This is a genomic window from Chromobacterium indicum, from assembly GCF_039708975.1.
Classification (GTDB): Bacteria; Pseudomonadota; Gammaproteobacteria; order Burkholderiales; family Chromobacteriaceae; genus Chromobacterium; species Chromobacterium piscinae.
This window is the reverse complement of record NZ_JAYFSJ010000017.1, coordinates 72055-93227: the sequence shown is the minus strand read 5'-3', so window position 1 is coordinate 93227 and position 21173 is coordinate 72055. Positions and strand designations below refer to the sequence as shown.

Annotated in this window: 19 protein-coding genes; 11 read left to right on the top strand and 8 right to left on the bottom strand. The window is 64.3% G+C overall.

Features of this window, described 5'->3' with window-relative positions; all coding sequences use genetic code 11:
- Nucleotides 1-155 precede the first annotated feature (155 nt).
- A complete protein-coding gene (locus VA599_RS20375; protein WP_346790323.1) occupies nt 156-2195 on the bottom strand; it encodes an alkaline phosphatase D family protein in 2040 nt (679 codons plus the stop codon).
- Nucleotides 2196-2460: 265 nt separating this feature from the next.
- On the opposite strand from VA599_RS20375, the gene secA reads away from it, so the two are divergent.
- Entirely contained in the window at nt 2461-5172 is a 2712-nt protein-coding gene (gene secA / locus VA599_RS20370; RefSeq protein ID WP_021475563.1) for a preprotein translocase subunit SecA, read from the top strand.
- 266 nt (nt 5173-5438) lie between these two features.
- Nucleotides 5439-5972: a DUF2087 domain-containing protein gene (locus tag VA599_RS20365; RefSeq protein WP_346790321.1), complete on the top strand. Its 534-nt coding sequence runs from the start codon at nt 5439-5441 to the stop codon at nt 5970-5972.
- A gap of 46 nt (nt 5973-6018) precedes the next feature.
- On the opposite strand, the gene VA599_RS20360 is transcribed toward VA599_RS20365, so the two are convergent.
- Entirely contained in the window at nt 6019-6498 is a 480-nt protein-coding gene (locus tag VA599_RS20360; RefSeq protein WP_021475565.1) for a TlpA family protein disulfide reductase, read from the bottom strand.
- A 120-nt stretch (nt 6499-6618) separates the two neighbouring features.
- Here VA599_RS20360 and VA599_RS20355 point away from each other — a divergent pair, with 120 nt between their 5' ends.
- The 5 genes from VA599_RS20355 to VA599_RS20335 all read left to right on the top strand — a co-directional run bounded on the left by VA599_RS20355 (nt 6619) and on the right by VA599_RS20335 (nt 10973).
- Entirely contained in the window at nt 6619-7563 is a 945-nt protein-coding gene (locus VA599_RS20355) for a carbohydrate kinase family protein (protein WP_021475566.1), read from the top strand.
- Between the two features lie 253 nt (nt 7564-7816).
- Entirely contained in the window at nt 7817-9103 is a 1287-nt protein-coding gene (gene gshA, locus VA599_RS20350; protein ID WP_346790319.1) for a glutamate--cysteine ligase, read from the top strand.
- A gap of 18 nt (nt 9104-9121) precedes the next feature.
- Complete coding sequence (gshB, locus tag VA599_RS20345) at nt 9122-10066, top strand: glutathione synthase (RefSeq protein ID WP_021475568.1); 945 nt, start codon at nt 9122-9124, stop codon at nt 10064-10066.
- Between the two features lie 76 nt (nt 10067-10142).
- A complete protein-coding gene (locus tag VA599_RS20340; protein ID WP_031295639.1) occupies nt 10143-10523 on the top strand; it encodes a diacylglycerol kinase in 381 nt (126 codons plus the stop codon).
- A gap of 84 nt (nt 10524-10607) precedes the next feature.
- A complete protein-coding gene (locus VA599_RS20335; protein ID WP_104946013.1) occupies nt 10608-10973 on the top strand; it encodes a DUF1622 domain-containing protein in 366 nt (121 codons plus the stop codon).
- A 10-nt stretch (nt 10974-10983) separates the two neighbouring features.
- Here VA599_RS20335 and VA599_RS20330 read toward each other — a convergent pair whose 3' ends face one another.
- Both VA599_RS20330 and VA599_RS20325 read right to left on the bottom strand, forming a co-directional pair.
- Entirely contained in the window at nt 10984-11190 is a 207-nt protein-coding gene (locus tag VA599_RS20330) for a hypothetical protein (RefSeq protein WP_346790318.1), read from the bottom strand.
- Between the two features lie 12 nt (nt 11191-11202).
- The gene (locus VA599_RS20325; RefSeq protein WP_267895150.1) at nt 11203-11337 is read right to left on the bottom strand and encodes a hypothetical protein; all 135 of its coding nucleotides are present in this window, start codon (nt 11335-11337) and stop codon (nt 11203-11205) included.
- Nucleotides 11338-12087: 750 nt separating this feature from the next.
- Between VA599_RS20325 and VA599_RS20320 the strand changes: the two genes are divergently transcribed.
- Nucleotides 12088-13365 carry a hypothetical protein gene (locus tag VA599_RS20320; RefSeq protein ID WP_158677485.1) on the top strand — a complete coding sequence of 426 codons (1278 nt, stop codon included), beginning with the start codon at nt 12088-12090 and terminating at the stop codon, nt 13363-13365.
- A gap of 98 nt (nt 13366-13463) precedes the next feature.
- Here VA599_RS20320 and topA read toward each other — a convergent pair whose 3' ends face one another.
- From topA to VA599_RS20300, 4 genes are all read right to left on the bottom strand, one after another.
- A complete protein-coding gene (gene topA / locus VA599_RS20315) occupies nt 13464-15773 on the bottom strand; it encodes a type I DNA topoisomerase (RefSeq protein WP_346790315.1) in 2310 nt (769 codons plus the stop codon).
- Between the two features lie 156 nt (nt 15774-15929).
- Nucleotides 15930-16388, bottom strand: coding sequence for a Smg family protein (locus VA599_RS20310; RefSeq protein ID WP_021475573.1), 459 nt, complete (start codon nt 16386-16388; stop codon nt 15930-15932).
- A 29-nt stretch (nt 16389-16417) separates the two neighbouring features.
- Entirely contained in the window at nt 16418-17497 is a 1080-nt protein-coding gene (dprA, locus tag VA599_RS20305) for a DNA-processing protein DprA (RefSeq protein ID WP_104946015.1), read from the bottom strand.
- Nucleotides 17497-18531 (bottom strand): LysM peptidoglycan-binding domain-containing protein, encoded by a 1035-nt coding sequence (locus tag VA599_RS20300; protein WP_346790312.1) that lies wholly within the window; start codon nt 18529-18531, stop codon nt 17497-17499. The genes dprA and VA599_RS20300 overlap by 1 nt, the downstream gene beginning before the upstream one ends.
- Before the next feature lie 126 nt (nt 18532-18657).
- Here VA599_RS20300 and def point away from each other — a divergent pair, with 126 nt between their 5' ends.
- The 3 genes from def (at nt 18658) to htpX (ending at nt 21137) form a co-directional block, all read left to right on the top strand.
- Nucleotides 18658-19161, top strand: coding sequence for a peptide deformylase (def, locus tag VA599_RS20295; RefSeq protein ID WP_021475140.1), 504 nt, complete (start codon nt 18658-18660; stop codon nt 19159-19161).
- 73 nt (nt 19162-19234) lie between these two features.
- Nucleotides 19235-20158, top strand: a complete 924-nt coding sequence (gene fmt / locus VA599_RS20290) for a methionyl-tRNA formyltransferase (RefSeq protein WP_346790310.1) — start codon at nt 19235-19237, stop codon at nt 20156-20158.
- A gap of 124 nt (nt 20159-20282) precedes the next feature.
- Nucleotides 20283-21137, top strand: coding sequence for a zinc metalloprotease HtpX (gene htpX / locus VA599_RS20285; protein WP_021475278.1), 855 nt, complete (start codon nt 20283-20285; stop codon nt 21135-21137).
- The last annotated feature ends 36 nt before the right edge of the window (nt 21138-21173 follow it).

The window sequence follows — 21173 nt, the reverse complement described above, 5'->3', positions numbered from 1 at the left end:
TGGGTCGCGCCTCCGGTTTCAGGGCATGGATGCTACCAGAGAAGCCATAAAACGAATGTTAAAAACCAGGAGGCTTTGTAGGGATTTTGTGACGAAATGTACTGATTGAAATGGTTGGCCGCGCAAGCGCGGCCAACCCTGGGGAGCGAAACCGCTTACAGCACGTTGACGGCCGGCGTCCCGGCAAGCACTTCGACGGTCTTGACGCTGGCGGTGGCCGGCGACGGCGCGACGCCGTTCGCCAGCTTGGCCATCTTGTGGAAGGCGCAGCTGAGCTTGCCCGGCGTCAGCGTCACCACTGCGTAGCCCTGGGCGTCGGTGTCGGCGTACTTCAGCCACGGGTTGAAGGTTTGCAGCGTGCCGGTGAAGGTGTTGACCGTCTGGCCGTTCACCGTCTGGTAGATCAGCGGCGCGGCCTTGGCGAATGCCGGCACGGTGTCCACCACGTTCTTGAAGTAGCTGAAGAAGGAATTGCTGGAGATGCCGGCGGTGACCAGGTCCACCATCACCGGCGTCGGGCTGGCGGCGTCGAAGTCGTCATACACTTGTCCGGCGAAGAAGGCGTGGATGTCGCCGGTGATGCCCACCACGTTGCCGATGCCGTTGCCCTTCAGGAAGGCCATCAGCGCCTTACGCTCGGCGTTGTAGCCGTCCCATTGATCGGCGTTGAGGATGTACTGGTTCAACAGCATGCTCGGCGGCAGGTTGCCGTTGAGCACCGGCTTCACCGCGGCGGCGAATACGCCGGCGCTGATGGCGCCGCCGCTGAAGCCGGCGAGCAGCGGCTGGGTGTTGGCATAGCTCAGCACCGGCGTCGCGCCGCTGGTGTCGGCGGCCAGCAGGTCCTGATACAGCGCGCCGGTCAGCTGTTGCTGCTGGGCGGCGCTGAGGTTGAGGCCGAAACTCTGCGCCAGCGCGGCCGACAGGCCCTGCTCCAGCAGGCTGGCCACCGCCATGGTGCCGTCCACGCCCATTCGCAGCAGCGACACTTCGTTGCCCCACAGCTTCCAGGTGGTGGTGGCGCCTTGCATCTGCTGCTGCCACCAGGCGCGCTGGGTCGCGCCCAGGATGGACACGTTCAGCAGGTTGCCGCCGGTGGAGGCCATCTTGGCGGCCTCGGCCTGGGCCAGCGTGGCTTTGGGCACGAAATAGCGGCTGCCCAGATTGGCCAGGCCGGTGTTGGGCGCTGCGGTTTCCGGAATGATGTGGTCGGAACGGTACAGGCGCTGGTCGGTCATCACCAGCGTGGCCAGGTTGCCGAAGGCGAAGCTGCGGTAGATCTGGATGTTCTGGAACGAGGGGTTGGCCAGGTCGAGCTGGACATCCGCCGGCGTGTATTCGAACCAGGCCTGGTTGGCGCTGCGGCGGCGCGGCGTCCGCGGCGTGCTGTCGTCGCCGGGGTAGTACACCTGGCGATCCTGCCAACAGTCATCGGAGAATTCGTGGTCGTCCCAGATCGAGATCACCGGGAAGTTGGCGTGCACCGCCTGGATGCGCGGATCGGAGCGGTAGCTCTTGTACAGGTAGCGGTAGTCGGCCAGCGTGGTGGCGTAGATCGCGCCGTCGGCGCGCTTGGTGCCGTTGGGCAGCGTCAGCGGCGGATGGCGGGTTTCGTTGTTGCCGGTCTGGAAGCCGGCGCCTACGGTCTCGTAGATGTAGTCGCCGACGTGCATCACGAAATCCAGGTCCAGCTGGACGATTTCGTCGAACGCCCCCCAGTGGTTGACGCTCCAGTCCTGACAGGTGATGTAGGCGAACTTCAACTGCGACAATGGCGTGCCGGCCGCCGGCGCGGTCTTGGTGCGGCCGGCCGCGCTGACGGTCTTGCCGGTCAGGAAGCGGTAGTAATAGGTGGTGGCGCTGGCCAGGCCGGTCACCTTGTGGCGCACGGTGTAGTCCCAGCCCGGGTCGGCGCTCAGCGCCTGGTTGACCAGCAGGTTGGAGAAGTCCGGTTTGTCCGACAGCTGCACGGTGACCGACAGCGAGGCTGCGCCATCGCCGCCGTCGACGCGGGTCCACAGGATGATGCTGTCCGGGCGCGGATCGCCGGACGCCACGCCCAGGCCGAAGCCCTGGCCGGCCGCGAGCTGGCGCTGGCTGCCCGAATCGGAGCTGTCCGAGCCGCCGCCGCAGCCCGCCGCGGCCACCGATACCGTCAGGAAACTGCCCCACTTGAGGAATTGCCGCCTATCCATCGTTTCTCCCGAGATTGTCGCTTGTTGTAGGAATGAACAAAGTTGCGGATTATCGCGGGTCAATATTTAAGTTGCATGAATGGGGCGGTCAATTGAATCGAGCGTTTGCTCTAAGAGAGCGTCGCGTAAAACCAACAGCGATTTCTCGACTCACATCTTGATGTGGCGCATGGATGCCCCCATAACCTTGTCTGCGAATGTGCTACACTTTTCAGCATTTTTTGCGGACACTCCCAACGGCCCGCTGGTTTCTGGATTCGACTACATGATTTCTTCGCTACTCAAGAAGGTTTTCGGCAGCCGCAACGATCGTCTGCTCAAGCAATATCGCCAAGAGGTGGCGCGCATCAACGCGCTGGAGCCGGCGATGCAGGCGCTGTCCGACGAGGCGCTGGCCGCCAAGACCCAAGAATTCCGCGATCGCCTGTCCAAGGGCGGCACGCTGGACGACCTGCTGCCCGAGGCTTTCGCCGTCTGCCGCGAGGCCTCGCGCCGCGTGATGGGCATGCGCCACTTCGACGTGCAGCTGATCGGCGGCATGGCGCTGCACCAGGGCAAGATCCCCGAAATGAAGACGGGCGAGGGCAAGACCCTGGTCGCCACGCTCGCGGTCTACCTGAACGCGCTGTCCGGCGACGGCGTCCACGTGGTGACCGTCAACGACTACCTGGTCAGCCGCGACGCCGGCATCATGGCGCCGCTGTACAACTTCCTCGGCCTGTCGGTCGGCATGAATTTGTCGCAGATGGCCCATGACGACAAGCAGGCCGCCTACGCCTGCGACATCACCTACGGCACCAACAACGAGTTCGGCTTCGACTACCTGCGCGACAACATGGTGTTCAGCGTAGAAGAGAAGGTGCAGCGCAAGCTGGCCTTCGCCGTGGTCGACGAAGTGGACTCCATCCTGATCGACGAGGCGCGCACGCCGCTGATCATCTCCGGCCCGGCCGACGACAACATCGACATGTACCAGCGCATGAACGCGGTGCCGCCGCTGCTCGTCCGCCAGGAAACCGAAGAAGGCGAAGGCGACTACTGGGTGGACGAGAAGGCCCACTCGGTGCTGATGTCCGAAGCCGGCCACGAGCACAGCGAGGAAATCCTGACCCGCCTCGGCCTGCTGAAGGAAGGCGACAGCCTGTACTCGGCCACCAACATCACGCTGATGCACCACCTGATGGCTGCCCTGCGCGCCTATTCGCTGTTCCATATCGACCAGCACTACGTGGTGCAGGACGGCGAGGTGGTGATCGTCGACGAATTCACCGGCCGCCTGATGGCGGGCCGCCGCTGGTCCGACGGCCTGCACCAGGCCGTGGAGGCCAAGGAAGGCGTGGAGATCAACCGCGAGAACCAGACGCTGGCCTCGATCACCTTCCAGAACTACTTCCGCCTGTACGGCAAGCTGTCCGGCATGACCGGCACCGCCGACACCGAGGCCTACGAATTCCAGAGCATCTACAACCTGGAAACCGTGGTGATCCCGACCAACAAGCCGATGATCCGCAAGGATTCGCAGGACAAGGTCTACCGCTCGGCCAAGGAAAAGTACGAAGCGATTCTGGCCGACATCAAGGACTGCCACGAGCGCGGCCAGCCGGTGCTGGTGGGCACCACCAGCATCGAAAACTCCGAGCTGGTGGCCAATCTGCTGTCCCAGGCCAAGCTGCCGCACAATGTGCTGAACGCCAAGGAGCACGCCCGCGAAGCGGACATCGTGGTCCAGGCCGGCCGTCCGGGCGTGATCACCGTCGCCACCAATATGGCCGGCCGCGGCACCGACATCGTGCTGGGCGGCAACCCTGCGCCGGAAATCAAGGCGGTGGAGGCGGATGAAAGCCTGTCCGACGCCGACAAGCAAGCCAGGATCGAAGCCATCCGCGCCGAGTGGAAACAACGCCACGCCGCGGTGCTGGAAGCCGGCGGCCTGCACATCGTCGGCACCGAGCGCCACGAATCCCGCCGCATCGACAACCAGCTGCGCGGCCGTTCCGGCCGCCAGGGCGATCCGGGCTCGTCCCGTTTCTACCTGTGCCTGGAAGATCCGCTGCTGCGCATCTTCGCCTCCGACCGCGTCGCCGCGATCATGGATCGCCTGAAGATGCCGGAAGGCGAGGCGATCGAGCATCCGTGGGTCAGCCGTTCGATCGAGAACGCGCAGCGCAAGGTGGAAGGCCGCAACTTCGACATCCGCAAGCAATTGCTGGAATACGACGACGTCGCCAACGACCAGCGCAAGGTGATCTACCAGCAGCGCAACGAGATCCTGGTGGAAGAGGATGTGTCCGACGTGGTGGTGAACATGCGCGAAGGCGTGATCTCCGACCTGGTCGACCTGCACCTGCCGCCGGAGTCGCTGGAAGAACAGTGGGACCTGGCTGGCCTGGAGAAGACGCTGGCGTCGGACTTCCTGCTGGAAGCCCCGGTGGCCGAGTGGATCAAGGCCGAGCCGAATCTGGACATCGAGCAGATCCGCCTGCGCATCGTCGACATGGCCGCCGCCGCCTATCAGGCCAAGGTGGACCAGGCCGGCGACGGCGTGATGCGCCAGTTCGAGCGCAGCCTGGTGCTGCAGATGCTGGACAACCACTGGCGCGAGCACCTGGCGGCGATGGATCACCTGCGCCAGGGCATCCACCTGCGCGGCTACGCGCAGAAGAACCCGAAGCAGGAGTACAAGCGCGAGGCCTTCGAGCTGTTCGCCGACATGCTGGAGCGCATCAAGCGCAGCGTGGTGCAAGTGCTGATGACGGTGCAGATCCGCGGCCAGGAAGACGTGGATGCGGTGGAGCCGCATTCGCTGCCTGACTTCGAGATGCAGCACGCCGAGCCGGGTTCGGCGCTGGGCGACGACGAGGACAATCCGCTGTCGCCGGAAGCGCTGGCCTCGCAAGGCCTGCGCATCAACCGCAACGACGCCTGCCCTTGCGGCAGCGGCAAGAAGTACAAGCAGTGCCACGGCCGCCTGGCCTGATCGCCTGATCCGGCAGCCAAGCAAAAGCCGACGCGACCGCGTCGGCTTTTTTGCGTCGGCCCGCCGCCGCGCTTTGCAAGGCCATGCCATGGTGTTAGCATGGCGGCGGGTCAACAGTTCACCCAGGCGTCGCCGGCGATTTCGCCACGCTAAACCTGTCTTGGCTTGCAGCACTCATCATCTCGCTTGGCTCGAACCTCGTGCCAGGCCGCAACGGCGACCGCGGCAGTCCTTCCCGACCTTGGCACGCAGACAGGATTCGAACCATGTCTCGCACCGTTTATCCGTTCTACAGCAGCGATATCTCGTCCCTTGCCCGCTCCCTGAAGCGGCAGTGGATGGCGGAGGCCGAAGCGCCCGGCCATCTGCAAATCCTCAATATGTTGGCGCGTTCCGCAGGTTTCCAGAACTTTCAGCATCTGCGCGCCGAGCACGACAGGCCTACTCCCGCCGAACCGGCAACCGTGTCGGCCGAGTCCCGGCGCTTGCTGCGCCATTTCGATGGCGAGGGCCGGTTGATCCGTTGGCCGAAGAAATTCAGCGAGCAGCGCGCCTGCCTGTGGGCGCTGTGGTCCGGCTTGCCGCGCGGCGGGGAGTGGGATGAGCCGGGGGCAAACGCCGCGATCCGCGCGCTGGAAGCTTTCGGCGATCACGTGCTGATCCGGCGCGAGCTGGTGGAGGGCGACTGGATAGGCCGGACGGACGACTGCCGCCGTTATTGGCGAATTGAACGGACGGTGCCGGAGGAGATGGCTCCGTTGGTCGAGCAGGTTTGCTTGAGGCGCGCCGGCGCGGCTTGAGCCGGGATGGAGATCCCCTCTCCCGCAAGGGGAGAGGGGGCTGGACTTACAGGTAGGGTTTCACCGCCGCTTCCAGCTTCTTTTCGTCCAACTTGCCGGTCAGCGTCGCCGCCACCTTGCCCTGGCGATCCAGCACCAGCGTGTACGGCAGGCCGCCGGTCTTGTTGCCCAGGCTGCGCATCAGGTCCAGCGTGTCGTCGTTGCCCAGCAGGATCGGGTAGCCGATCTTCAGCTGCTTGACGAAGGGCTCCACCTGTTCCTTGCTGTCCAATGCCACGCCCACCACTTCCACGCCTTTCGGCGACAGTTTCTTGCGCAGGCCGTTCAGCATCGGCATCTCTTCGCGGCACGGGCCGCACCAGGTGGCCCAGAAGTTCAGCACCGTCACCTTGCCCTTATAGGCGGACACGGCCACCGGCTTGGCGTTGAGGTCGGCGAAGCGGCTTTGCTCCAGCGAGGGCGCCGCCTGGGCGGCCAGCGGCAGCGCGGCCAGCAGCAGGGAGGCGAACAGGCGTTTGGTGTTCATCGGCTTTTCCTGTGATGTCATTGGAATTGTCTTGGATTTCCGCAACTTGCGGCGATCCGGGGATGATCGAAAAATAAACTTTATGTTAAAATGTTCGATTGATTACTTTGCGGAGTGGGCATGTCTATCCTCGTCTGCGGGGCGCTCGCATACGATACCCTGTTCTCGTTCCATGGCCGATTCGACAGCCAGATCCTGCCGGATCAGCTGCACAAGATTTCGACCACCTTCCTCGCTCCGACGATGCGCCGCGAATTCGGCGGCATGGCCGGCAACATCGCCTACAGCCTGTGCCTGCTGGGCGAGACGCCGATCGTGATGGGCGTGGTGGGCGAGGACTTCGAGCCATATCGCCAGCACCTGAAGCGGGTGGGCGTGGACGACCGCTTCATCCGCCTGATCCGCAAGCAGTATACCCCGCAATGCTTCGGCATTGCCGACAAGGACGGCAACCAGCTGATGGCCTTCCATCCGGGCGCGATGGATTTCGCCACCGAGAACCACGTGTCCGACATCAAGGACCCGATCGAGCTGGCCATTCTGTCGCCCGGGGGCTACACCGCCTTCATCCAGCACTCGCGGGAGCTGGCGGCGGCGGGCATTCCGTTCATCTTCGATCCGGGCCAGGAGCTGCCGTTGCTGTCCAGCGACGAGATCCACGAGATCGTCGAGCTGGCCAGCTACGTGGCGATCAACGACTACGAGAGCGAGCTGATGCGCGAGCGCGCCGGCCTGACCGTCGACGACCTGCGCAAGAAGGTGAAGGCCCTGATCGTCACCCGCGGCTCCAAGGGCGCGGAGATCTACGTCGACGACACCGTGCACCTGATTCCGCGCGTGCAGATGCCCATCAAGCCGGTGGATCCGATGGGGTGCGGCGACGCGTTCCGCGCCGGCCTGCTGTGGGGCATCAGCCGCGGCGTGGACTGGAAGATCACCGGCCGCCTGGCCAATGTGATCGGCGCGATCAAGGTCACCACGCCGGGTTGCCAGAACCACTTCTTCGACTGGGACTCTTTGAAGGACATCTACTTCGAAGCCTATGGCGAGGAATGGCCGCTGTAATCAGGCTGGCCGTCATGCCTTGGAGGGCGCCGCGTTTCGCGGCGCCTTTTTGTTTGTCCGGCGGGCTATGATGAGAGTCCTGGCGAAAGGCGAGGAAATCGCCGCCGCGGGAATGCCTGCGCTGCGGGCCGCCGCTCTGCGGCTGGGGCCGGATTTTCGCCTGCCTGGCGGGCCGCATTGCGCGCCGGCACTTGAATATGACTGTCGCCACCCCCACCATTAGCGAATTCAACGTCCGTTCCAAGGGGATATCATGCCACCTGTTCCGCACCTGGCCACCGCTCTCACCGGTCCGCTTTACGAGCTGGAAAGCCGCATCCTGGCCGCCCAGCCGCAGATCGAGCACTGGTTCCGCAGCCAGTGGCATGCCCACGCCACGCCGTTCTACGGCTCGGTGGACCTGCGCAACAGCGGCTTCAAGCTGGCGCCGGTGGACATGAACCTGTTTCCCGGCGGCCACAACAATCTGAACCCGGAATTCCTGCCGCTGGCGGTGCAAGCGGCGCAGAGCGCGGTGGACAAGGTATGTCCGGAAGCGCGCAGCATCCTGCTGATTCCGGAAAACCACACCCGCAATACTTTCTACCTGCAGAACGTCGCCACCCTGGTGCACATCTTCGAGCAGGCCGGCCTGAAGGTGCGCCTGGGCTCGCTGAGCCCGGAGATCATCGAGCCGACCGAGCTGGTCGCCGCCAACGGCGACAAGCTGACGCTGGAGCCTTTGGAGCGCCGCGGCAACCGCCTGGTGCTGGCCGACGGCTTCAACCCCTGCGTGGTGCTGCTCAACAACGACCTGTCCAGCGGCATCCCAGACCAGTTGAAGAATCTGGAGCAGACGCTGCTGCCGCCGCTGCACGCCGGCTGGGCGGTGCGCCGCAAGACCCATCATTTCGAAGCGTACAACAAGGTGTGCGACGACTTCGCCCGGCTGATCTCCATCGACCCGTGGACCATCAATCCCTATTTCGCCAGCTGTGGCGGCCTGGATTTCCACGCCCGCACCGGGGAGGAGCAGCTGGCCGAGACCGTGTCGCAGATGCTGGACAAGATCCGCCGCAAATACCGCGAATACGGCATCGACAACGATCCCTTCGTCATCGTCAAGGCTGACGCCGGCACCTACGGCATGGGCGTGATGAGCGTGAAGAGCCCGGACGAGGTGATCGGCCTCAACCGCAAGGCGCGCAACAAGATGTCGGTGGTCAAGGAAGGCCTGGAAGTGTCCGAGGTGATCGTCCAGGAGGGCGTCTACACCTTCGAGACCGTCAACGAGGCGGTGGCCGAGCCGGTGGTCTACATGATGGACCGCTACGTGATCGGCGGCTTCTACCGCGTGCACACCGGCCGCGGCATCGACGAGAACCTGAACGCGCCGGGCATGCACTTCGTGCCGCTGTCGTTCGAGACGCCGTGCCTGCCGGACCGCAAGGGCCTGCCCGATTGCGCGCCCAACCGCTTTTACGCCTACGGCGTGATCTCGCGGCTGGCGCTGCTGGCGGCCTCGCTGGAGCTGGAAGCCACCGATCCGGACGCCGAATAACCCCGCTGGAGCACAGACATGCGCATCCTGTTCATTGCCGACCCGCTGGAACATTTCAAGATTTACAAGGACACCACCTTCGCGATGATGGAGGAGGCGCACCGCCGCGGCCACGCGCTCAGCTTCGCCGAGGCGCGCCAGCTGTCGGTGGAGGGCGGCCGCCTGCAGGTGGACGCCTGCGACCTGGCCATCACCGAGGATCGCCAGAACTGGTACAAGCTGGGCCAGAAGCTGCGCCAGCCGCTGACCGCCTTCAGCGCGGTGGTGATGCGCAAGGACCCGCCGTTCGACATGGAATACCTGTACGCGTCCCAGCTGTTCTCGCTGGCCGAGGAGCAGGGCGTCAAGGTGTTCACCAGCGGCCAGGCGCTGCGGGACTTCAACGAGAAGCTGGCCATCCTGCACTTCCCGGAGCTGATCTCGCCGACGCTGATCACCGGCGAGGCCCACCGCCTGCGCGCCTTCGTCAACCAGCACCAGGACGTGATCCTGAAGCCGCTGGACAGCATGGGCGGCGACAGCATCTTCCGCGTCAAGCCGGACGATCCCAACCTGTCGGTGATCATCGAAACCATCACCTGGCGCGGCAAGCGCACGGTGATGGCGCAGCGCTACATCCCGGAGATCCGCGACGGCGACAAGCGCATCCTGGTGATAGACGGCGTGCCGGTCGACCACTGCCTGGCGCGGATTCCCGCGGCCGGCGAGACCCGCGGCAACCTGGCGGCCGGCGGCCGCGGCGAGGCCCGGCCCTTGAGCGCGCGCGACCGCGAGATCGCCGAGGCAGTGGGGCCGGAGCTGAAGAAGCGCGGCATCCTGCTTGCCGGCCTCGACGTGATCGGCAACTACCTGACCGAGGTCAACGTCACCAGCCCGACCTGCTTCCGCGAGATCATGGACCAGACCGGCATCAATGTCGCCGGCCTGTACCTCGACGCGCTGGAGCGGCACTGCCAGCATTGAGCGCTTTGCCGCACGGCGCATCCGCGCTACCATGCCGGTCTTTTGAAAGCCGGCGCCGCCGGATTGTGGAGCGATGATGGGAAAACCGCAGGAAAGTCCGTTCAAGGGCAAGACCGGCATCACCCGGCTGGTCAACGCCTTAGGCTATTCGCTGGACGGCCTGAAGGCGGCGTTCCGCCATGAGGACGCGTTCCGCCAGTTGACCATTCTGGCAGTGATCCTGATTCCGGCCGCCTTCATCGTCCACACCACGCCGCTGGCCCGCGCGCTGCTGGTGGCCAGCAGCCTGGCCACGCTGATCATAGAATTGCTCAATTCCGCGATCGAGGCGGCGGTCGACCATACTTCGCTGGAGCGCCATCCGCTGGCCAAGCGCGCCAAGGACATGGGCAGCGCCGCCCAGCTGCTGGGGCTGATCAATCTGGCCACGGTCTGGGGCATCGTGCTGTTCGGCTGAGGGAACCGAACTTGGTCGTCCGGTTCTGACAACAAGGCCCCGCCGCGGCGGGGCCTTTGTCTTGTCAGGAAACAGGAGAGCGATATGTGGATTTCCCCGCAACAGGCCGGCGTCGAAGAGCTGGTGCAGAACCTGGCGCTGTGGCTGAAGCTGGCGGTGGAGGCCTGCGGCGCGCTGGCGATCGCCGCCGGGGTGCTGCTGGTGGCGGGCCGCTGGCTGCGGCAGGCCCTGGCTGGGCAGCATAGCGACTACAACCGGCTGCGGCTGACCTTCGCGCGTTTTCTCGCCCTGGCGCTGGAGCTGCAGCTGGCGGCCGACATCCTGTCCACCGCGGTGGCGCCCAGCTGGGACCAGATCGGCAAGCTCGGCGCCATCGCCGTGCTGCGCACCGCGCTCAATTACTTCCTGGCGCGCGAGATCCGCGAGGCGGAGGCAGGCGCACGAGTTTGAGATGGGCGCCTCAGGGCAGGCGGCTGTACAGATAGCCCGGATAGACGCGGATGCAGCCCGGTTCTTCTGGAACCACGCCCTGTTCGCCCAGCAATTGCCAGCGCGAGTCGCGCGCCACCAGCGTGCGGTACACGGGGCTGCCGGCGCGGTAGAACATCAGATCGTGGCCATGGAAGGCATCCAGCGGCAGCAGCATCGCTGCGGCGTGCGGCGTCATGTCGGCGATCTGCTAGCGGTCGGCGGCGGACAGGCCTACGAAGGCGATCGGGAAGGCAACGGGCAGGATCAGGTAGGCGTGGCCCGCGAGTCCAAGCAGGGTGAGGATGGCGGCGCCGGTGAGCAGGAGGTGCCTGCTGACTTTCATGGTTTCTATTCATTGATGCTGACTCGGCGGCTCCCAGGGCCTGCGCAGGGAGCGTGTCGCGGCGGCGATCCGCGGCGCCGGGACAGATTGGGTCGAGGGTGGCGCGCCATAGACCGCGATTATAGCGCTGGATGGACAGTGCTTTTAAATATAATCAATTGCTTATCCATGATGCCGGCTTGCCGCCTGTAACGGCCGGGTTTGCCCGGGTGATGCCGATCCGCAACAGCGGCGGCTGTGGCCGGCTTCTCCTGAGCCGGGGCTCCCTCTGTCATGGACGCAATGGCGCTTGGATGCGCCGCATCCGGCGGCCGTCGACAACATCAGGCTGCAGCGGCCAGCACCGGCAAGGCTGATGTCGTTTTTCCGCATCAACCATTGTCAATCCGTAGAATTCCGGCAATCACCAGCAGAAGCATCATATTGTGGCCGAATCTTTTTATTGCTCAAGATTATGAGTTGCATTAATGGTTTTCTGGCAATAAGTGTGGAATCAGGATTTGTGCGCCCTGTGCTTTCTGACAGGCGATCTATTTAAAATAGCGCTAAGTTTAATTTGGTAAGATGCCGATAAATAGAACAATTGCTATTTTCATATTTCATTTTGATTTAATGATCGGAAATGGTGAGAGTCTTGATGTGCGTTCAGCCCAAATGGCGGCCTGACTGTGTGCATTGCGCACGGAAATTAGATCATCTCGTTGCGGGGGCTGTTTCAGCGTTAGTCACTTTTGGCGTGGAGTTTATATCATGAACGATATCGTTAAAGAAGCAGTGAGTGCGCCCGGAATGCTTGATTCCGAGTCGGAGCTTTGGGGTAGTGTCATTCTAAGGCAGATGAAGGGGGATAGTGATGTTCAGGCAATGATTACGGTCCGTAAAAAAATGCCTGCAAGGACATCCAATCAACTTTTTTCAAATGTGTTCGCAGCAGTGTACATCGACACATATTGGACGAGTCAAGGTGCGAGCGCTGATATATTGGCTACGAGTTTAGCTGCGGCGATGGGGATTGGCCAGGTGGAGGCGCTGCAGTACGCCAGGGTATCGTTCAGGCAATGGCGTGGCATATTATGCCGAAAATATCCAGGCGATGGGGGAGTTATTCCATCTCCTAATTATTTTAATGCCTTGGATATTGTCACTTCTCAAGTCTTGGTCTTAACTCCGAGAGATCTGATTGACCATTGGGACTCGACAGTTAATCCACCCAAGGCAGGTGTCAATTATGCTTATGCCCGCTGTCAAAACCTAGGATTTGAAGGGGAAATTTCTGGTATCAAGGTGCGGATGTTCGCCGTGCCGGCTGGTTTTACTCAAACGGCTAGCTCCTGGGTTCAATGCCGTACGCGCGATGGTGATCAGGAAGAAGGAAACATTCTTGATAGAAATGGTCACCCAGCCAAGTTGACGACCGGTGAGCGCGGAGCGTCGGAAGCTTTCGTTGCCGATCTGCCTCTAGGGCATGTCTGCCTTGTCGCCACGATAACTGATGCTGATTTCTTTACAAAAAATAATCCGCTGACGATCGAGCAGGGAAACTGGAACTTCGTGACTTGGCTTATCAATAACGGCGCTGCTGCGTGGCGCAACGTGGATACGGTGCCGAAGCTGGGAGAAACATCGCTGGTTTTCCACAATCAGGACGGTACACCGGAGCAGTTCAGTTTTGTTATGAGGTGCCGTCGCGTGCCGGAGGGCTCCAAGCTGCGGATGTATTCCGACGATCCTGATGCGGCATTCGATAGCGGCATGGTAACGGTTGTCAAAGACAGCCAGGAATTGCGGGTCTCCGTCATCGCGCCGCCGCACTACGCTGGCCAGCTGAAGCTGCATCTGGAGGGGCCGAACGGCAGAGGGTTGCCGAGCAGCGCCTCGGTGGAGATTGGAATGCTCTGGTGCGTGCCGCATTCGAACAGCCATTATCTGCAGGCTGTCGACTTGCTTGGGGAGGTCGGCGCGGTGCCGACCTTGCGCAGCGTGCATGTGCCTATGGGCTATTTCACCTTTTTGGGAGAAACCGAATAGGCGGGATATTTCTGCCTAGGCTTTGAATATGGCGAAAAAAACAGCCCTGTCGGCAAGGCCGGCAGGGCTGTTTGTTGATCGGTTCGGGAGCGCCGGGCTCACGCCTCTTCGGCGGGCGCGGTGTCCTTGCCTTCCGGCGGCGCGATCTGCTCGGCGTGTCCGCATTCCTTCTGCGGGCACACCTTCTCGGTGCCGCGGCGCTTGGTGGTCTTGATCGTCAGGATCGGCCAGTTGCACTTCGGGCACGGCTCGGCGATCGGCGGGTTCCAGGTCGCGTACTTGCACTTCGGGTAGGTGTTGCAGCTGTAGAACAGCTTGCCGTAGCGGCTCTTGCGCTCGATCAACTGGCCGGTCTTGCATTCCGGGCAGGTGACACCGGTCTCGCGCGGCTTTTCCAGCGGCTCGATGTGCTTGCACTTCGGGTAGTTGGCGCAGCCGATGAACTTGCCGTAACGGCCCTTCTTGATGTGCAGCTCGCCGCCGCAGTCCGGGCAGGAGCGGCCTTCGATCACCGTCGGCGCTTCGGCTTCCTCGGCCGCTTGCTCCGCGGTCTCGCCCATGTTGCGGGTGTAATCGCATTCCGGGTAGCCGGTGCAGGCGATGAAGCGGCCGCGTTTGCCGAACTTGATCGACAGCGGCTTGCCGCATTTCGGGCAATCCTCGTCCAGGCTCTCGGTGGTGACCTCGGCGCGCGAGATGCTTTCCTTCTCGTCGATCTGCTTCTTGAAGCCCTTCCAGAAGGTGTCCATCACCGGCACCCACTGGCGGCCACCGTTGGCGATCTCGTCCAACTGGTCTTCCAGCTTGGCGGTGAAGTTGTAGTCGACGTACTGGGCGAAGTGCTCGGTCAGGAATTTGTTGACGATGTCGCCGGTGTCGGTCGGCAGGAAGCGCTTCTTGTCCAGGATCACGTATTCGCGGTCCTTCAGCGTCGAGATGATGCTGGCGTAGGTGGACGGCCGGCCGATGCCGAATTCTTCCAGCGCCTTCACCAGGCTGGCTTCGGAGAAGCGCGGCGGCGGCTGGGTGAAGTGCTGCTCGCCGTACAGCTTGTCCACCGGCAGCTCTTCGCCTTCGGCCAGCTGCGGCAGCTTGGCGTTGTCTTCGTCCTCGGCGTCGTCGACGTCCTCCTCGTACACGGCGAGGAAGCCGGCGAAGGTCTGCACCTGGCCGCTGGCGCGGAACACGCCTTCGCCCACCAGGATGTCGACGCTGGTGGTGTCGAACTTGGCCGGCGCCATCTGGCAGGCCAGCGTCCGCTTCCAGATCATGTCGTAGAGCTTGAACTGGTCGGTGGTCAGGAAGGGCTTGACCATCTCCGGCGTGCGCAGGATGGAGGTCGGGCGGATCGCCTCGTGCGCTTCCTGGGCGTTCTTGGCCTTGCTCTTGTAGGCGACCGGGTTCTTTGGCAGGAAGTCGGCGTCCCATTTCAGGCCGATGTAGCCGCGGATTTCCTCCACCGCCTCATTGGCCAGCGCCACCGAATCGGTACGCATATAGGTGATCAGGCCGACGGTGCCCTGGCCGATGTCCATGCCCTCGTACAGTTGCTGGGCGGTGCGCATCGCGCGGTCGGTGGTCATGCCCAGTTTGCGCACGGCCTCCTGCTGCAGCGTCGAGGTGGTGAACGGCGCGGCGGGGCTGCGCGATTTCTTTTTCTTCTCGATGGAGCCGACGGTGGCCGGCAGATTCTGCAGCCGGGCCAGCACGGCGGCCTGCTCGGCTTCGTTCGGGATGTCGAACTGGTCGAGCTTCTTGCCGGCGAGCTGGGTCAGCTTGGCCGAGAACTTGGTGCGGCTCTTGTGGCTGTCCAGGTGGACCGACCAGTATTCCTGCTGCTCGAAGGCCTTGATCTCGTTCTCGCGCTCGCAGATCAGCCGCAGCGCCGGGCTCTGCACGCGGCCGGCGGACAGGCCGCGGCGGATCTTCTTCCACAGCAGCGGCGACAGGTTGAAGCCCACCAGGTAGTCGAGCGCGCGGCGCGCCTGCTGCGCGTCCACCAGGTCCTGCGCGATGTCGCGCGGGTTCTGGATCGCGTCCAGCACCGCGTTCTTGGTGATCTCGTGGAACACCACGCGCTGGGCGGTCTTGTCCTTCAGCAGCTTCTTGCTGTTGAGGATCTGCACCAGGTGCCAGGAAATGGCCTCGCCTTCGCGGTCCGGGTCAGTCGCCAGATAGACGTGGTCGGCTTCGCGCACCGCGCTGACGATGGCGTCGACGTGCTTGCTGTTGCGCGCGATCAGCTGGTACTTCATCGCGAAGTCTTTTTCCGGATCGACGGCGCCGTTCTTCGGCACCAGATCGCGCACGTGGCCGTAGGAGGCCAGGACCTCGAAGTCCGGGCCCAGGTATTTTTTCAGCGTTTTCGCCTTCGATGGCGATTCAACGATCAGGAGGCTGGAGGGCATATTATCTTTTCAGCAAAATTCGAGGCCGGACGCGCCCGGCCGACACATCTTGTTATATCCGTCAAACAAAACAAGAGCGCAAGGGCGCTCTTGAATGCTAAATAGGGTCACGATCGGTCGGCGGCATGTTAAGCCCGCTACACCGAGGCTGACAAGCTATTGCATGGTTGGTTCGCCATGCACCGCTTCCAGCAGCGCCTCGCCCAGCAAGATGGGCAGTTCCGCCTGTTGCGCCCACAACACCATCAGCACCAGCAGCTTGGCGGTATCGACGTCCAGGTCCTCGGGGTCCAGCTCCAGCAGGCGGTCGATCACCATTTCGCGCTGGGCGGGGCTGAGCGCGCCGTTGTCTTCCAGAAACTGGATCAGGCCGCGGACGTCGGGCGGCAAGTGTTCCAGCTCGCTGTCGGCGTAGACGCGCAGGCCGCTGCCCTCGTCGGCGCCCAGATAAGGCTCGACGCTGGTTTCGCTGACGCTGTCCAGCCAGTCCAGCGCTTCGCCGATGTCGTCGTCGTCGAAGCCGACGGCGTTCAGCTGGCGGGTCAGGGCGCCGCGATCGCCGAAGGCGGCGGGATCGCTGTATTGCTCGAATAGATAGGTGAGTACGTCAAACATCGGTATTTTTCATGAAGAACGCTGGGCGCTCAGAGTTGTGCGAGCCGCTGGAAGCGGCCGCCCGGCAGGCTGGCCACGCGGCCTGCCAGTTCCAGTTCGAGCAGCATCGCGTAAACCTCCCCGGGAGTCAACCCGAGCGTCCCGGCCAGCGAGTCCGCCAGCACCGGTTCCCAACCCATGCTGAGCAGCAGCGGCGGCGCTTCCGGCTCCGTTTCCCGCTCAGCGGCGGCGGGCGCGGCGGGCAGCCGGCCGATCTCGTCCAGCACGTCGTCCACGGTTTCCACCAGCCGCGCGCCGTCCTTGATCAGCCGGTGGCAGCCGCGAGCCTGGGCGTTGTGGATGCTGCCCGGTATCGCCATCACGTCGCGGTTGCTCTCCATCGCCAGCCGCGCGCTGATCAGCGAGCCGGACGCGGTGCCGGCCTCCACCACCAGGCAGCCGAGGGCGAGGCCGGCGATGATGCGGTTGCGGCGCGGGAAGTGGCCGGCCAGCGGCCCCATGCCCAGCGGGAACTCGGACAGGATCAGGCCCTCCGCCGCGACGCGGTGCGCCAACTGGCGGTTGGACGCCGGATAGACGCGGTCGATGCCGGTGCCGATCACCGCGATGGTGGACGCCGGGTGCGCCAGCGCGCCGTGGTGGGCGGCGGCGTCGATGCCGCTGGCCAAGCCGCTGACGATGGTGTAGCCGTGGGCGGCCAGCGCGGACGAGAAGTCTTCGGCGTTGCGCTTGCCCTGCGGGGTGGCGGCGCGGCTGCCGACCACGGCCAGCATCGGCCGTGCCAGCAGTTCGCGCCGGCCGCGGGCGAACAGCAGCGGCGGCGGCGACGCGGCTTCCGCCAGTTGCGGCGGGTAGTCGTCGTCCTGCAGCGTGATCAGGTGGCAGCCGTCGCCCGCGGCCCAGGCCTGCGCGGCTTGAACGTCTTCCGCGGCCGCGCCGGCTTGCAGCGCCTCGGCCGCCTCGCGGCCCACCAGCTTCTCGGTTTGGGCGGCGCGGGCGGCGGCGGCGTGTCCGGCGGAGCCGAACGCGTCGATCAGCTTGAGAAAGCCGACCGGCCCGATGCCGGGCGTCAGCGCCAGCGTCAGCCAGGCTTGCAGTTCAGTGGTCATCAGTCTTCCGGCGTGGCGACGCTATCGCCGACGTAAAGGGCGCCCAGGCTATCGAGCACCAGCGCGTAGGACACCTTGTCGAACACGCGGTAGACGAACAGAGAGCCGGCCTGCTCGGTCGGCAGCTGGGTTTCGCGCTTCTTGCCGGCGGCGTCGGCGATGGTGATGGAGTTGCCCTTCTTGTAGATGCCGAACACCAGGCCCGGCTCGATGTGGTTGCGCTCGCCGAGATTGATCGCCACCGTAGAGTACTGGGCGGCGCCGTCTATGCCCTGATAGACGGCGATGATCTTGCCGCGCAGGTTTTCTTCCGGCCGGCGCGGCATGTAGTTGACGAAGGCGGCCTTGGGCGCGCGCACCAGGTGGTCGCCGACCAGCACTTCTCCGGCCACGCTGCGGACGGTCAGCGTCTGGATGTCGGGACGCAGCTTGTCTACCGCCAGATCGCCACCATATACGGCTTCGACCCCTAGCACTTCCTTGCTGTCGGGGTCCACCAGCTGCTTGCCCAGCCGGTAGGCCTGCCAGGTGCCGTTCTCGGTCACGCCGCTGGCGTAGACGCGGTCGCTCTGGGTGATGCTGAGCCGCTCGTCCGGTCCGGCCACCAGCCTCGGCCCGGTGGCGAACTGGGCGGGATCGACGACCAGCGGCCGCGCGAGGAAGGGCTCGATCGCCTCGGCCGGGATGCTGGCGATCGCGCGGTCCTGCTCCTCGGGCCTGGCCTGGGGCGACAACTTGACCTCGCGCTGGATGTCGGAAGCCAGGCTGAGCCTGGGCCGGCCGTTGACGTAATCGAGCACCAGCACATTGCCCGGGTAGATCCAGTGCGGGTTGCGGACCTGGTCGCGGTTCATCCGCCACAGCTCCGGCCAGCGCCAAGGGCTTTGCAGGTAATGGCCGGCGATGCTCCACAGCGTGTCGCCGCGCGCGACGGTGTAGCGCGAGGGGGCGTCGGGCTTGACGGTCAGATCGTCTGAAAAGGCGGGAAAGGCCAGCCCCATCAGCAGGGCAAGCGATATAATGCGTTTACGCATGCGAGGAATCCCAATTTTGATGCCGGCGCGCCAAGGCGCGGCGCCGGAGAGGAACGAAGCTGCGCCGAACCGCTCTATTATCGACGCGGGCGCGGCAATACGACAACTTGGAGTGAGTGGATAGCAATGGCGCTGTTGAACATTTTGCATTACCCGGACGAAAGACTGCACACGGTGGCCAAGCCGGTGGAGGTTTTCGACGCCGCGTTGCAGCAGCAGATAGACGATATGTTCGAGACCATGTACGAAGCCAAGGGCATCGGCCTGGCGGCCACGCAGGTCGATTACCATCGCCGCCTGGTGGTGATGGACATCTCGGAGGAGCGCGACGAGCGCCGGGTGTTCATCAACCCGGAAATCGTCGCCAAGGACGGCGAGACCGTCTATGAGGAAGGCTGCCTGTCGGTGCCCGGCATCTACGACAAGGTGACCCGCGCCGAACACGTCAAGGTGAAGGCGCTGGACCGCGACGGCAAACCGTTCGAGCTGGAGGCCCACGGCCTGCTGGCGATCTGCATCCAGCATGAGATCGACCACCTGAACGGCGTGGTGTTCGTCGAGCGGCTGTCGCAGATGAAGCAGACCCGCATCAAGACCAAGCTGAAAAAGCGCGAAAAGCAGAACATGTAATTTCCGGCCGGATGGCCAGGAGCAGGCGGCGCCGCGCGACGGCGCCGCTGTCGTTGTCGGGGAACTGATCAAGATGAAACTGATTTTTGCCGGTACGCCGGAATTCGCCGCCGCCGCGCTGCGCGCGCTGATAGACGCCGGCCACGAGATCGCGCTGGTGCTGACCCAGCCCGACCGGCCGGCCGGCCGCGGCATGAAGCTGAAGCCGAGTCCGGTCAAGGAAGTGGCGCTGGCGCATGGCCTGCGCGTTGAGCAGCCGGAAAAGCTGCGCGGCAACCTGGAAGCGCAGCAGATGCTGCGCGACATCGGCGCCGAGGTGATGGTGGTGGCCGCCTACGGCCTGATCCTGCCGCAGGACGTGCTGGAGATTCCGGCGCGCGGCTGCCTGAACATCCACGCGTCCTTGCTGCCGCGCTGGCGCGGAGCGGCGCCGATCCAGCGCGCCATCCTGGCCGGCGACGCGGAAACCGGCATCACCATCATGCAGATGGATGTCGGCCTCGACACCGGCGACATGCTGAGCATCCACCCGCTGGCGATCGCCGCCGACGAAACCGCCGCCACGCTGCACGACAAGCTGGCCGCCTGCGGCGCGCAGGCCATCGTCGAGACGCTGGGCCGCCTGGACGCGATTGCGCCGCAAAAGCAGCCGGAAGACGGCGTCACCTACGCGCAAAAGCTGTCCAAGGCCGAAGCCGAGGTCGACTGGACGCTGCCGGCCGAAGATGTCGCCCGCGCGATCCGCGCCTACAACCCGGCGCCGGGCGCCTTCACCCAGCTTGGCGGCGAGCCGCTGAAGCTGTGGCTGGCCAGCGCCGAGGCCGGCGCCGCCGAGCCGGGCGCGGTGGTGTCCGCCGACGCCGACGGCGTGCTGGTGGGGACCGGGCAGGGCCTGGTGCGGCTGACCGTGCTGCAGGCCGCCGGCGGCAAGCGGCTGGCCGCGCGCGATTTCGTCGCCGGCAAGAGCCTGCCGGTGGGAACCCGCCTGGGCGTTTGACGCACTAAGAGTCTACTTACGGTCTTTTTCCCGCGCCGGCGGTTCTCCGTCGGCCGCAAGTCTGGAAAAAAGATGGCGCGCAGTCTCTAAAAAATAGGCAAACCCGCAGTTGCGAGAGGAGAGCATGAACGATAACTGGCTGAAGACCACGCTGCTGATGGCTGCGATCATGGCCCTGTTCGTCCTGATCGGCGGCATGCTGGGCGGCAAGGGCGGCATGTTGCTGGCGCTGTTGTTCGGCGGCGGCATGAATCTGTTCGCCTGGTGGAATTCCGACCGCATGGTGCTGTCGATGTACAACGCGCAGGAAGTGGACGCCAACAGCGCGCCCGAATTCTACAGCATGGTGGCGGAGCTGGCGCAGCGCGCCGGCCTGCCGATGCCGCGCGTTTACGTGATCCACGAGGACCAGCCCAACGCCTTCGCCACCGGCCGCAATCCGGAGAACGCCGCGGTGGCCGCCACCAGCGGCATCATGCGCATGCTCGACTACCGCGAACTGCGCGGCGTGATGGCCCATGAGCTGGCCCACGTCAAGCACCGCGACACGCTGATCTCCACTCTCTCCGCGACGATGGCGGGCGCGATCTCCGCGCTGGCCAACTTCGCCATGTTCTTCGGCGGCCGCGACGAGAACGGCCAGCCGGTCGGCCTGCTGCCGCGGCTGGCGGTGGCCTTCCTCGCGCCGGTGGCGGCCAGCCTGATCCAGATGGCGATCTCGCGCGCGCGCGAGTTCGAGGCCGACCGAGGCGGGGCTGAAATTTCCGGCGATCCGCTGGCTTTGGCTTCCGCTTTGCAGAAAATCGAATATTATGCCCAGGGCATTGCGATGCCGGCCGCCGAGGCCCACCCGGAGACCGCGCAGATGATGATCATCAATCCGCTGTCCGGCGGCGGCGTCGGCGATTTGTTCCGCACCCACCCGCATACCGCCGACCGCATTGAACGGCTGCACGCGCTGGCGCGCGGCGCCTGTTGACGCAAGCACTTGAACCGACCCGCGGCCAGTCCCCAG

Excerpts from the sequence above, each read along its gene's own strand:
- htpX (WP_021475278.1), top strand. The coding sequence starts at position 20,283 with ATGAACGATAACTGGCTGAAGACCACGCTGCTGATGGCTGCGATCATG.
- VA599_RS20330 (WP_346790318.1), bottom strand. The coding sequence starts at position 11,190 with ATGACGCCGCACGCCGCAGCGATGCTGCTGCCGCTGGATGCCTTCCAT.
- VA599_RS20300 (WP_346790312.1), bottom strand. The coding sequence starts at position 18,531 with ATGCGTAAACGCATTATATCGCTTGCCCTGCTGATGGGGCTGGCCTTT.
- VA599_RS20355 (WP_021475566.1), top strand. The coding sequence starts at position 6,619 with ATGTCTATCCTCGTCTGCGGGGCGCTCGCATACGATACCCTGTTCTCG.
- gshB (WP_021475568.1), top strand. The coding sequence starts at position 9,122 with ATGCGCATCCTGTTCATTGCCGACCCGCTGGAACATTTCAAGATTTAC.
- secA (WP_021475563.1), top strand. The coding sequence starts at position 2,461 with ATGATTTCTTCGCTACTCAAGAAGGTTTTCGGCAGCCGCAACGATCGT.
- VA599_RS20320 (WP_158677485.1), top strand. The coding sequence starts at position 12,088 with ATGAACGATATCGTTAAAGAAGCAGTGAGTGCGCCCGGAATGCTTGAT.
- VA599_RS20335 (WP_104946013.1), top strand. The coding sequence starts at position 10,608 with ATGTGGATTTCCCCGCAACAGGCCGGCGTCGAAGAGCTGGTGCAGAAC.
- topA (WP_346790315.1), bottom strand. The coding sequence starts at position 15,773 with ATGCCCTCCAGCCTCCTGATCGTTGAATCGCCATCGAAGGCGAAAACG.
- VA599_RS20340 (WP_031295639.1), top strand. The coding sequence starts at position 10,143 with ATGGGAAAACCGCAGGAAAGTCCGTTCAAGGGCAAGACCGGCATCACC.
- VA599_RS20360 (WP_021475565.1), bottom strand. The coding sequence starts at position 6,498 with ATGAACACCAAACGCCTGTTCGCCTCCCTGCTGCTGGCCGCGCTGCCG.
- VA599_RS20365 (WP_346790321.1), top strand. The coding sequence starts at position 5,439 with ATGTCTCGCACCGTTTATCCGTTCTACAGCAGCGATATCTCGTCCCTT.
- dprA (WP_104946015.1), bottom strand. The coding sequence starts at position 17,497 with ATGACCACTGAACTGCAAGCCTGGCTGACGCTGGCGCTGACGCCCGGC.
- def (WP_021475140.1), top strand. The coding sequence starts at position 18,658 with ATGGCGCTGTTGAACATTTTGCATTACCCGGACGAAAGACTGCACACG.
- fmt (WP_346790310.1), top strand. The coding sequence starts at position 19,235 with ATGAAACTGATTTTTGCCGGTACGCCGGAATTCGCCGCCGCCGCGCTG.
- VA599_RS20375 (WP_346790323.1), bottom strand. The coding sequence starts at position 2,195 with ATGGATAGGCGGCAATTCCTCAAGTGGGGCAGTTTCCTGACGGTATCG.
- gshA (WP_346790319.1), top strand. The coding sequence starts at position 7,817 with ATGCCACCTGTTCCGCACCTGGCCACCGCTCTCACCGGTCCGCTTTAC.
- VA599_RS20310 (WP_021475573.1), bottom strand. The coding sequence starts at position 16,388 with ATGTTTGACGTACTCACCTATCTATTCGAGCAATACAGCGATCCCGCC.
- VA599_RS20325 (WP_267895150.1), bottom strand. The coding sequence starts at position 11,337 with ATGAAAGTCAGCAGGCACCTCCTGCTCACCGGCGCCGCCATCCTCACC.